The sequence below is a fragment of the Caballeronia sp. GAWG1-1 genome (genome assembly GCF_023631465.1).
In the GTDB taxonomy this organism is placed as follows: Bacteria; Pseudomonadota; Gammaproteobacteria; order Burkholderiales; family Burkholderiaceae; genus Caballeronia.
In genome coordinates, this window is sequence record NZ_JALQDB010000025.1 from 299,144 (window position 1) to 309,660 (window position 10,517).

Annotated in this window: 9 protein-coding genes; 3 read left to right on the plus strand and 6 right to left on the minus strand. The window is 61.2% G+C overall.

Translation table 11 applies throughout. The features are described from left to right. The first annotated feature begins 24 nt into the window (after positions 1-24). Positions 25-351, plus strand: a complete 327-nt coding sequence (locus NCT03_RS15810) for a DUF2917 domain-containing protein (protein WP_250493085.1) — start codon at positions 25-27, stop codon at positions 349-351. Positions 352-435: 84 nt separating this feature from the next. On the opposite strand, the gene acnA is transcribed toward NCT03_RS15810, so the two are convergent. The 6 genes from acnA to NCT03_RS15840 all read right to left on the minus strand — a co-directional run bounded on the left by acnA (position 436) and on the right by NCT03_RS15840 (position 8,784). Beyond that, positions 436-3,153 (minus strand): aconitate hydratase AcnA, encoded by a 2,718-nt coding sequence (gene acnA / locus NCT03_RS15815; RefSeq protein ID WP_244829101.1) that lies wholly within the window; start codon positions 3,151-3,153, stop codon positions 436-438. Positions 3,154-3,258: 105 nt separating this feature from the next. Next, positions 3,259-4,710: a bifunctional 2-methylcitrate dehydratase/aconitate hydratase gene (locus NCT03_RS15820; RefSeq protein ID WP_244829102.1), complete on the minus strand. Its 1,452-nt coding sequence runs from the start codon at positions 4,708-4,710 to the stop codon at positions 3,259-3,261. Positions 4,711-4,739: 29 nt separating this feature from the next. Beyond that, positions 4,740-5,249 carry a hypothetical protein gene (locus tag NCT03_RS15825; protein WP_244829743.1) on the minus strand — a complete coding sequence of 170 codons (510 nt, stop codon included), beginning with the start codon at positions 5,247-5,249 and terminating at the stop codon, positions 4,740-4,742. Between the two features lie 85 nt (positions 5,250-5,334). Further along, a complete protein-coding gene (gene prpC / locus NCT03_RS15830; RefSeq protein WP_250466472.1) occupies positions 5,335-6,510 on the minus strand; it encodes a bifunctional 2-methylcitrate synthase/citrate synthase in 1,176 nt (391 codons plus the stop codon). Positions 6,511-6,604: 94 nt separating this feature from the next. Next, positions 6,605-7,615: an HpcH/HpaI aldolase/citrate lyase family protein gene (locus NCT03_RS15835; RefSeq protein ID WP_250493086.1), complete on the minus strand. Its 1,011-nt coding sequence runs from the start codon at positions 7,613-7,615 to the stop codon at positions 6,605-6,607. Positions 7,616-7,797: 182 nt separating this feature from the next. Further along, positions 7,798-8,784 (minus strand): malate dehydrogenase, encoded by a 987-nt coding sequence (locus tag NCT03_RS15840; RefSeq protein ID WP_250493087.1) that lies wholly within the window; start codon positions 8,782-8,784, stop codon positions 7,798-7,800. A gap of 613 nt (positions 8,785-9,397) precedes the next feature. Between NCT03_RS15840 and NCT03_RS15845 the strand changes: the two genes are divergently transcribed. Together NCT03_RS15845 and NCT03_RS15850 are read left to right on the plus strand one after the other, a co-directional pair. Next, on the plus strand, positions 9,398-10,189 hold the full coding sequence (locus tag NCT03_RS15845; RefSeq protein WP_250493088.1) for a GntR family transcriptional regulator: 792 nt from the start codon (positions 9,398-9,400) through the stop codon (positions 10,187-10,189). Positions 10,190-10,368: 179 nt separating this feature from the next. Next, positions 10,369-10,517, plus strand: a 149-nt coding sequence (locus NCT03_RS15850) for a succinate dehydrogenase, cytochrome b556 subunit (RefSeq protein WP_502800378.1), incomplete at its 3' end; no start/stop codon positions are given.

Sequence of the window (10,517 nt, forward strand, 5' to 3'; positions counted from 1 at the left end):
GATCGAGCGACAGGGAGCGGCATCATGCGTGAAATCAGGACTTTTGAACTCGACGGGCGCGATGCGCCGACTAGCTGGTTTATCGACCGGCCGCAAACGCTGCGCGCTACGCGTGGCCAGATCTGGCTGACCATCGAAGGCGACGCCGGCGATTTCTGGCTTGATGCGGGCGAGTGCGTCGAACTTCAGCCGTTCTCGACGATCTGGGTAAGCGGCGCGCGGGACGAAAGCGCTTTTTCCCTGGCGTCGGTTTCCACGCCGACGACCACATCGAGGCGCTTGATCGACGCAGCCCGCGCGTGGCTCGCGCGCCGCACGGCGCCTTCCGGTGCGGCGATCTCGAAGGCATAGGCGAAAAAAAACCCGGCCGAGGCCGGGTCCAATGTTCCCGCGCTCTTTCGAGCGCGGTCACCTGCAAAGCTACAGACTACTCGCTTACGCCGCCAGCAGCGAGCGCAACACGAACGGCAGAATGCCGCCGTGCTTGTAGTAGTCGACTTCGATCGGCGTGTCGATACGCAGCAGCACCTGCACGCGATCTTCCTTGCCGTCCTTCCGATGGATCACGAGCGTCACTTCTTGTTGCGGCTTAAAGTCGTCGCCCAGACCTTCGATATCGTACGTCTCTTCGCCCGTGATGCCGAGCGTCTGCACGCTGTCCGTACCCTTGAACTGCAGCGGCAACACACCCATGCCGACCAGGTTCGAACGATGGATACGCTCGAAGCTGCGCGCCACCACGGCCTTCACGCCGAGCAGTTGCGTGCCTTTCGCCGCCCAGTCGCGCGACGAACCCGTGCCGTATTCCTCGCCCGCGAAGATCACGGTCTGCGTGTTGTCGCCGATGTACTTCATCGCGGCGTCGTAGATGGACAACTGTTCGCCGCTCGGTTGATGGATCGTCAGGCCACCTTCCACGCGCGTGCCATCTTCCTTCAGCGGAATCATCAGGTTCTTGATACGCACATTGGCGAAAGTGCCGCGCATCATCACGTCGTGGTTGCCGCGACGCGAGCCGTAGCTGTTGAAGTCGGCCTTCTGCACGCCGTTCGCCTTCAGCCACACGCCCGCCGGCGACGTTTCCTTGATGGAACCTGCCGGGCTGATGTGGTCGGTCGTGACCGAGTCGCCGAAGATGCCGAGCGCGCGTGCGCCCTTCACGGCGGGAATCGAGTCGGCCGGGGTCATCGAGAAGTCGTGGCCGAAGAACGGCGGCTCCGCGATATACGTCGACTTCGGCCAGTCATAGACCTGACCGGTTTCGCCCGCGATCTTGCTCCACAGGTCGCCATCCTTCGTAAGCTGCGAGTAGTTCTCGCGGAAGGCTTCGGCGTTGAGCGCGTACTTGAGCAGCGAATGCACTTCCTCGCTCGTCGGCCAGATGTCGCCGAGATACACGTCGTGCCCGTCCTTGCCCTTGCCGACCGGCTCGGTCATGAGGTCGCGCGTGATGTTGCCCGCGATGGCATAAGCGACCACCAGCGGCGGCGAAGCCAGGAAGTTGGCGCGGATGTTCGGGTGAATACGCGCTTCGAAGTTGCGGTTGCCCGACAGGACGGCGGCCGCGACGATATCGTTCTTCACGATGGCGTCGTTCAGCTCCGGCGTCAGGTCGCCCGCATTGCCGATACACGTCGTGCAACCGTAAGCGGCGAGCGTAAAGCCGAGCTTGTCCAGATACTGCAGGAGATCGGTCTTCGTCAGATATTCGGTGACGATACGCGATCCCGGTGCCAGCGACGTCTTGATATGCGGCGCCACCGTCAGACCGGCCTCGACCGCTTTCTTGGCCAGCAGACCGGCGGCCAGCAGCACGCTCGGGTTCGACGTGTTCGTGCACGACGTGATCGCGGCGATCAGCACGTCGCCGTTCTTCACGTCGACGCCATCGGCGGTCTTGTAGTCGGCGGTCAGATCGGCGGGCTTCTTGGCAAAGCCGTTTTCGCCGACAGGCTTCGAGAAGAGGTCGGTGAACGTGCTCTTCACATTGCCGATTTCGATACGGTCTTGCGGGCGCTTCGGACCCGCGAGCGACGGCGCGACGGTGGACAGATCCAGCGTCAGCGTCTTCGTGAAGTCGATGTCGCCGGCCTTCGGCACGCCCCACAGCTTCTGCGCCCTGAAGTAGTTTTCGAAGGCGGAGATTTCGGCGTCGGTACGGCCCGTGCCCTTGAAGTAGTCGATGGTTTTTTCATCGACCGGGAAGAAGCCCATGGTGGCGCCGTATTCCGGCGCCATGTTGCCGATGGTCGCGCGGTCCGGCACCGCGATGGAAGCCGTGCCTTCGCCGAAGAACTCGACGAACTTGCCGACGACCTTCTCCTTGCGCAGCATTTCCGTGATGGTCAAGACGAGGTCGGTTGCCGTGCAGCCTTCGCGCAGCTTGCCCTTCAACTCGACGCCGACAACATCCGGCGTGAGGAAATACACCGGCTGGCCGAGCATGCCCGCTTCCGCTTCGATGCCGCCCACGCCCCAGCCCACCACGCCGATGCCGTTGATCATCGTCGTGTGGCTGTCGGTGCCGACGAGCGTGTCCGGGTAGTAGACCGTGTCGTTGCCTTCGGTCTTCTTGTGCACGCCGCGTGCGAGATACTCCAGATTCACCTGGTGGACGATACCCACGCCCGGCGGCACGACCTTGAACGTGTCGAACGCCTGCATGCCCCACTTCATGAACTGGTAGCGCTCGTTATTGCGCTGAAACTCCAGCTTCATGTTCAGGTCGAGCGCGTTCGGCTCGCGGAAGTGATCGATCTGCACCGAGTGATCGACGACGAGATCCACCGGCACGAGCGGCTCGATTGCCTTCGGGTCCTTGCCCGCGCGTTCGGCCACACCGCGCATGGCGGCGATGTCGGCGAGCAGGGGCACGCCGGTGAAATCCTGCAGCACGACGCGCGCTACGACGAACGGGATTTCATCGACGCGGGCTGCAGTCGGTTTCCAGTTCACGAGTTGTTCGATGTGCTCTTCGGAAATCTTCTTGCCGTCGTAATTGCGCAGCACGGATTCGAGCACCAGCCGGATCGACACCGGCAGACGTTCGATCTTGACCTTCAGGGCTTCGCCGAGTTGCGGCAGCGAGTAGAACTTGCCTTTGCCGGAACCACTGTCGAATTCCTTGAGCGTATTGTGAAGATTGTGGGCCATGGTTATTTTCCTTGGGCTGATCTGGGTTTGATGCAACGTTTCCTGAATCTGAAACCGGGTCGTGCCTGGTTTGACGCGCCGGCACGCGCGCACCGGCTCCAGGCGCTAGATCACATACAAATCGACGTATTCATTGACCGGCATGGCTTCGAGCTTTGCCTGATCGAGCGATACCGCGAGGATCGCCTGTTGCTGTTTTTGCGGGAACCGGCGCGCGAGATTGGTCTTGAACTTCTCGACGAGCAGCGGAATGCCGTCCTCGCGGCGGCGCTTGTGACCGATCGGATATTCCACCGCGATTTCATCGAGCTTCGAACCGTCCGTGAACTCGACGGTGAGCGCGTTCGCAATCGAGCGCTTCTCAGGGTCGTGGTAATCGGTTGTGTATTGCGGGTCTTCCACGCATTCCATCTTCGCGCGCAAGGTGTCGATGCGCGGGTCCTGCGCGATCGAATCTTCGTAATCGGCGGCGGTGAGACGGCCGTGGATGAGCGGCACGGCGATCATGTACTGAATGCAGTGATCGCGGTCGGCCGGATTGTTGAGCGGTCCCTTCTTGTCGATGATGCGGATAGCCGCTTCGTGCGTGCGAATGGTGATCTTCGCGATATCTTCGACACTCTTGCCCGCTTCCTTCAGCTTGCCGTGCAGCGTCATGGCGGCTTCGACGGCGGTTTGCGAATGGAATTCGGCCGGGAACGAAATCTTGAAGAGCACGTTCTCCATGACATACGAGCCGTACGGGCGTTGGAACTTGAAGTCGTTGCCCTTGAAGAGCACGTCGTAGAAGCCCCAGGTCTTCGTGGTCAAGACCGACGGATAGCCCATTTCGCCGGTCTTCGCGATCAGCGCGAGACGCACGGCGCGCGAGGTCGCGTCGCCCGCGGCCCACGACTTGCGCGAACCCGTGTTCGGCGCATGGCGATATGTACGCAGCGAATGACCATCGACGAAAGCGAGCGACACCGCGTTGATGAGTTCGTCGCGCGAGAGGCCGATCAACTGACCGACGACCGCCGTGGACGCGAGCTTGACCAGCAGCACGTGATCGAGCCCGACCTTGTTGAACGAGTTTTCCAGCGCGATACAGCCTTGAATTTCGTGCGCCTTGACCATGGCGATCAGCACGTCTTTCATGGCAAGCGGCTTCTTGCCGGTGGCGATTGCGTTACGTGACAGCCAGTCGGCGGTGGCGAGAATGCCGCCCAGGTTGTCCGACGGATGGCCCCATTCGGCGGCGAGCCATGTGTCGTTGAAGTCGAGCCAGCGGATCATGGCGCCGATGTTGAAGGCGGCCTGAACCGGGTCGAGCTGAAACTGGGTGCCAGGCACCTTCGCGCCGTTGGGGACGATCGTGCCGGGCACGATCGGTCCCATCAGCTTGGTGCAGGCAGGGTACGAGAGGGCTTCGAGTCCGCAGCCGAGGGTGTCGATCAGGCAGTTGCGCGCGGTTTCCAGCGCAAGCGTGCTCTCGACGCGATAGTTGAGAACGTAGTCGACTATGTCGACGAGTACCTGATCCGGCTCTGGCCGGACGTTCGAGATCGGTGCGGACATCGAGGATTCCTGTTTGATTGCAGACTTTGTTATTCGGCCTTCTTGAACAACGCTTCCGACTGCGTGGGAGCGGTTGCGCCCGCAGCCATTTCGGCGGTCATGCACTCGTCGGCCAGGCGCGACGAATCTTTGTCGGAGAACAGCATTGCCTTCGACGGGATCACGACGAGATCCATGCCCGTTGCCGCATCGTGGAAACGATCGGCGCCGGTCGTGGTGTCCTGACGGGGCAGCTTGTAGTCCTTCTTGGCCCAATTCACGGTGACGATAGTGTCACGCTTCATGTCGCCTTTCAGATAGAAAGACGCGCCTTCCTTACAGGTCCACTTGACGGCGCCTTCGGGAATCGGGTCGGTCTTCGCTGCCGCGGCCGCTTCGGCCTTGGGTGAGCGCTTGATGAGTCGACGTGCCGGAGCCGGGCGTTTGGCCTTTGCCGCCTTCGAGTCCGTGGTGGTCGTCGCGGCGAAGGCGTCGGCACTGACGAACACGCTGGTGGTAGCCAGTGTGCCGACGATTGCAGCGATCAGGAGTTTATTCATCGAAAAACCTTTCAAAACATGGAGGTTGGTAACGGTTGCCGCGCGGAGTGAATTTCGTCCTCGCGAAATTCGATCGCGCAGTCCGCTATTTTCGCTTATTTAGTGGCGTGAACTTCAAATTATCGGGGCCCGTGTAGTTCGCACTCGGCCGGATGATTTTGTTGTCGATGCGTTGCTCGATGATGTGCGCGCTCCATCCCGCCGTGCGCGAGATGACGAAGAGCGGCGTGAACATGGCCGTGGGCACGCCCATCATGTGATACGAAACCGCGCTGAACCAGTCGAGGTTGGGGAACATTTTCTTCGCGTCGGCCATCACGGATTCGAGCCGTTCGGCGATGCTGAAGAGCTTGTTGTCGCCCGCTTCCTTCGAGAGCTTCTTCGCGACTTCCTTGATGACCTTGTTACGCGGATCGGAGATGGTATAGACCGGATGACCGAAGCCGATCACCACTTCCTTCTTCTCGACGCGTGCGCGAATATCGGACTCGGCTTCGTCGGGCGTCTGATAGCGCGATTGAATTTCGAACGCGACTTCATTGGCGCCGCCATGTTTCGGGCCGCGCAATGCGCCAATGCCACCCACGATCGCCGAATACATGTCCGAGCCCGTGCCCGCGATCACGCGAGTGGTGAACGTGGATGCGTTGAACTCATGTTCAGCGTAAAGATTGAGCGATACGTGCATGGCTTCGACCCACGATTTCGAGGGCTCCACGCCATGCAGCAAATGCAGAAAGTGTCCGCCGATGGAGTCGTCGTCAGTTTCGACTTCGATGCGCTTGCCGTTGTGCGAGTAGTGATACCAGTAGAGCAGCATCGAACCGAGCGAGGCCATCAGCTTGTCGGCGATATCCTTCGCGCCGGGAACGTTGTGATCGTCTTTTTCGGGCAGGATGGTGCCGAGCATGGATACGCCGGTGCGCATGACGTCCATGGGGTGCGCGGACGCCGGAATCCATTCGAGCGCGGCCTTGAGGTTTGCGGGCAAGCCGCGCAAAGCCTTGAGTTTTGTCTTGTACGCCTTCAACTCGGCGACGTTCGGCAGCTTGCCATGCACGAGCAGATAAGCGATCTCCTCGAACTCGCTGGTGGTCGCGACATCGAGAATGTCGTAGCCGCGATAGTGCAGGTCGTTGCCGGTCTTGCCGACTGTGCACAACGCGGTGTTGCCCGCGGTCACGCCCGAAAGCGCGACGGATTTCTTTGGCTTGAATGCGCCCGCTGCGGCGGGTGCGTCGGTCGATACGGTATCGCTCATTGCTTCAAGTCTCCTTTCAACGCTCAGGGCGTGCGTTACTTCTTCTTGAAACGCGCGCTGCGTAACCGCTCGCGCGCGTGCTGCAAATGCTCTGTCATGCGTTGCCGCCTTGCGCCGGCGTGGCGAAGAGCGACGCGTAATCGCTTGGCATTGCCTGGCCGGTGGCTTCGGCGCGCCGCAGCACCGACCAGTAATAGCGATAGCTCGCGCGATCGTGCAAGGTATCGCGGTGACGCGTTGGGCCCCACTGCGCGCGTTGTGCGCCAAGCAGTATCTCGGCGGCGAGCGCGATTTCATCGGCACGTGGCGAGAAGGCTTCGACGACAGGCCGTATTTGCTCCGGATGAATGCTCCACATGCGCGTATAGCCGAACTCGTTGCGCGCGCGCCCGGCGTCGTTCGCCACGATGCCCATGTCGCGCACTTCCGTCGATACGTTGTGGGAAGGCACCTTGCCGTGTGCGTGACACGCCGCCGCGATTTCCAGCTTCGCGCGCCGCACGAGCGGATGTTCGAACTGGCCGGGCGAGCGCATGGCGGTATCTGGAATGGCGCCGTTGTGCGCCGAAACGAAGTCCATCAGACCGAAGCTCAGCGATTCGACGCCGGGCAGCGCCGCGAGCTCGAAGGCTTCGCGAAGCGCGCCATGTGTTTCGATCAGCAGATGACAAGGCACCGGTTTCTCGATGCCGAACTCGCAACGCGATGCCTCGACGAAAGCCACCATCTCGGCGGCGTCGAAGACGCTGCGGATTTTCGGCAGCATGACGAAGGCAGGCGCTTTCCTCGCGTGACGCAGGATGATGCGCACGTCGTCGCGCCACGCGCGGTGATTGAAGTCGTGAATGCGCACGCCCACGCGCCCGAAGCGGTCTTCCTCGCCGCCGACGAACGACGCGACGAGTTCCGCATGCTCCGCCTCGCGGCCTACTTCCGCACCGTCCTCGCAATCGAGCGTGATGTCGAAGACCGGCCCGAGTTGCGCCTGCAACGCGAGCGACTTCTTCATCAGCTTTTCGCTGCCCGCGTAGTGATCGCAGGGCGGCAGGACAGCAGGCTGCGGTTCGCCGTCAAACAGCACTTCGGCGGGGGTGAGAGCGCGCATCGTCGGCGTCGGGTCCAATTGGGGGAAAAGGATGTCGATCTTGCTCAATGCTTCTGATTCGGCCGCGCTCGGGCTGCTTCCGTGAAAGCACGGCAAGCTCCAAACGCGTTCGAATCAGGCGCGATGCATCGGATGCATTCGCGCCAGCGGGAAGCCTCCCGGCTTCCCCGCGATACTTAAAATTACTTGCCCAGCAAATGCGCCACGCCGTCGCGCTCTTCTAGCAGTTCGTTCAGCGTGCCGTCCATTTTTTCGCGCGAGAACGCGTCGATTTCCAGACCTTCGACGCGTTTGTACTCGCCGTTTTCGCACGTGACGGGCACACCGTAGATGATGTCTTCTGGAATGCCGTACGAGCCGTCCGACGGAATGCCCATGGTGACCCACTTGCCATTGGTGCCGAGCACCCAGTCGCGCACGTGGTCGATTGCAGCGTTAGCCGCCGATGCCGCCGACGACAGTCCGCGCGCTTCGATGATCGCCGCACCGCGCTTGCCGACCGTCGGGATGAACGTGTTGCGGTTCCATTCATCGTCGTTGATGAGCTTCGTCAGGTCGTCGCCCGCGGCGGTGGCGAAGCGGAAGTCGGGGTACATGGTCGGCGAGTGGTTGCCCCACACAGCCAGTTTTTCGATCGATGCGACCGGCTTGCCCGACTTGGCCGCCAGTTGCGACAGCGCGCGGTTGTGGTCCAGGCGCAGCATGGCGGTGAAGTTCTTCTTCGGCAGATCCGGCGCCGACTTCATCGCGATATAGGCGTTCGTGTTGGCCGGGTTGCCGACCACGAGAACCTTGACGTCGCGGCTTGCGACTTCGTTGAGCGCCTTGCCCTGAACCGTGAAGATTTCGGCGTTGGCCGACAAGAGGTCCTTACGCTCCATGCCTTTCGAGCGCGGACGCGCACCGACCAGCAGCGCGACGTCGGCGTCCTTGAACGCGACTTTGGGGTCGTCCGTGACGACCACGCCTGCGAGCAGCGGGAACGCGCAGTCTTCCAGTTCCATCACGACGCCCTTGACTGCGCCTTGCGCTTGCGGCAAATCGAGCAACTGAAGAATCACGGGCTGGTCTTTGCCGAGCAGATCGCCATTGGCGATACGGAACAGCAGCGAGTAGCCGATTTGACCTGCGGCGCCGGTGACGGCAACGCGCTTTGCGGACTTAGCCATTGATAACTCTCCTGGACGGTGCGTGGAACGCTAGGGAAAGCGCCATTTTATGCGCGTTACGCAAAGCGTTGATGAAAGACATGCCTGTCATGCCGCCCGCGAAGCGGGGGAACGCCCGGCCGATGTCCTGCCGATGCGGCTTCGCGCCTGTATTGGCGCCAAGGCGAGCGGCGCACCGACGGGCGCGGCGTGACTGTCATGCCATGAATCTCTCGTTCGAGCGAGTTGCTTGCGGGAGGTTTCTTAAAGGACGCGAAATTCGCTTGGGTCCAACGGCAACGCGCCCATACGAGACGGCGCTTGACGTTGCGAGGCGATAGGCAGGCAGCGGCGCGCGAATCGAGTGGTCGATCGGCGTAAGGCGAAAGCGAAAGGGCGTGCCTGGCGGTATGTCGCGCGGCCGAAGAACTGACGGCATCTGGCGAAAACCGCCAGGACAAACGCGCCGGTCAGTTCGGTTTCCGGTGTTACGACAACCCGCAAACCCTTGCTCGACAAGGAGTGTAGGGTTCGTCACAAGCAAAGTCAACACTATCTTATGTCTTATATAAGACATAGGATTCTCAGGGAAAGCTCTGGACGCACGACGCGGCTTTGTGTTGAAATGCGCGGCATGAATTCGAACCCGGCGAGCACGACGAACCCGAACGGCAGCGCAAGCGCGGCTGAGGCTGCCGCGAGTACGTCGTCGCCTACGTTCAGTCCGCTATATCAGCAAATCAAATCGCTCATCACGCAGGGGCTCGAAACGGGTGAATGGAAGCCCGGCGAAATCATCCCGAGCGAGGTCGAACTCGCCGCGCGCTACAAAGTCAGCCAGGGCACCGTCCGCAAGGCCATCGACGAACTCGCCGCCGACAATCTGCTCGTGCGCCGCCAAGGCAAGGGCACGTTTGTTGCGACGCACAATGAAGACCGCGTCCAGTTCCGCTTCCTGCGCTTGTTGCCCGATGACGGCGACGCTCATCCCCACGTCAGCCGCCTGCTCGAATGCAAGCGTCTGCGCGCGCCCGCCGAAATCGCGCGTCAACTCGATCTGAAACCGGCCGACCCCGTCGTTCTTATCAAGCGCCTGTTGCAGTTTGATGGCGTGACGACCGTTTTCGACGAAATCTGGCTGCCCGGCGCCGTCTTTCGCGGCCTGACCGCCGAGCGTCTCGCCGATTACAAGGGTCCGCTCTACGCGATGTTCGAGACGGAGTTCGGTACGCGCATGATTCGTGCGACAGAGAAGATCCGCGCCGTCGCCGCTGACTCAGCGGTCGCGCGCCTGCTCGATGTGAAACCGGACTTTCCGCTGCTGTCGGTCGAACGCGTCTCCTATACGTATGGCGACCGGCCGGTCGAAGTGCGGCGCGGCTGGTATGTCACGACCGGGTATTACTATCAGAACGACTTGAGTTGAGCGCCGAAAGCAGGCGGGAAATGCAGGGTGGCAAGCAGTGCGTAAGTTTCGCGCAAGCACGTAAGGGATACTCTTTTCTTACACGCCTTAGAAGAGTGTTTTAGGCCGGTTTTCGCTGCAGCGCGGAATAAAAAGGCGCTAAAATCGCGGATTGGTGTAATAACAAGTTGGGGTCTAGCATGGCTGAAGCCGTAAAAAAACCAAGGCCCGAGTTCCGGAACATCGGGCTTGGTCAACTCGCGAAGTATCGTTTGCCGCTCGCCGGGAAGGTGTCCATCCTGCATCGCATCAGCGGCTTGCTGCTTTTCGTGTCGCTGCCGTTCATTCT

Coding starts and splice junctions, on each gene's coding strand:
- NCT03_RS15810 (WP_250493085.1), top strand. CDS start 25: ATGCGTGAAATCAGGACTTTTGAACTCGACGGGCGCGATGCGCCGACT.
- acnA (WP_244829101.1), bottom strand. CDS start 3,153: ATGGCCCACAATCTTCACAATACGCTCAAGGAATTCGACAGTGGTTCC.
- NCT03_RS15820 (WP_244829102.1), bottom strand. CDS start 4,710: ATGTCCGCACCGATCTCGAACGTCCGGCCAGAGCCGGATCAGGTACTC.
- NCT03_RS15825 (WP_244829743.1), bottom strand. CDS start 5,249: ATGAATAAACTCCTGATCGCTGCAATCGTCGGCACACTGGCTACCACC.
- prpC (WP_250466472.1), bottom strand. CDS start 6,510: ATGAGCGATACCGTATCGACCGACGCACCCGCCGCAGCGGGCGCATTC.
- NCT03_RS15835 (WP_250493086.1), bottom strand. CDS start 7,615: ATGCGCGCTCTCACCCCCGCCGAAGTGCTGTTTGACGGCGAACCGCAG.
- NCT03_RS15840 (WP_250493087.1), bottom strand. CDS start 8,784: ATGGCTAAGTCCGCAAAGCGCGTTGCCGTCACCGGCGCCGCAGGTCAA.
- NCT03_RS15845 (WP_250493088.1), top strand. CDS start 9,398: ATGAATTCGAACCCGGCGAGCACGACGAACCCGAACGGCAGCGCAAGC.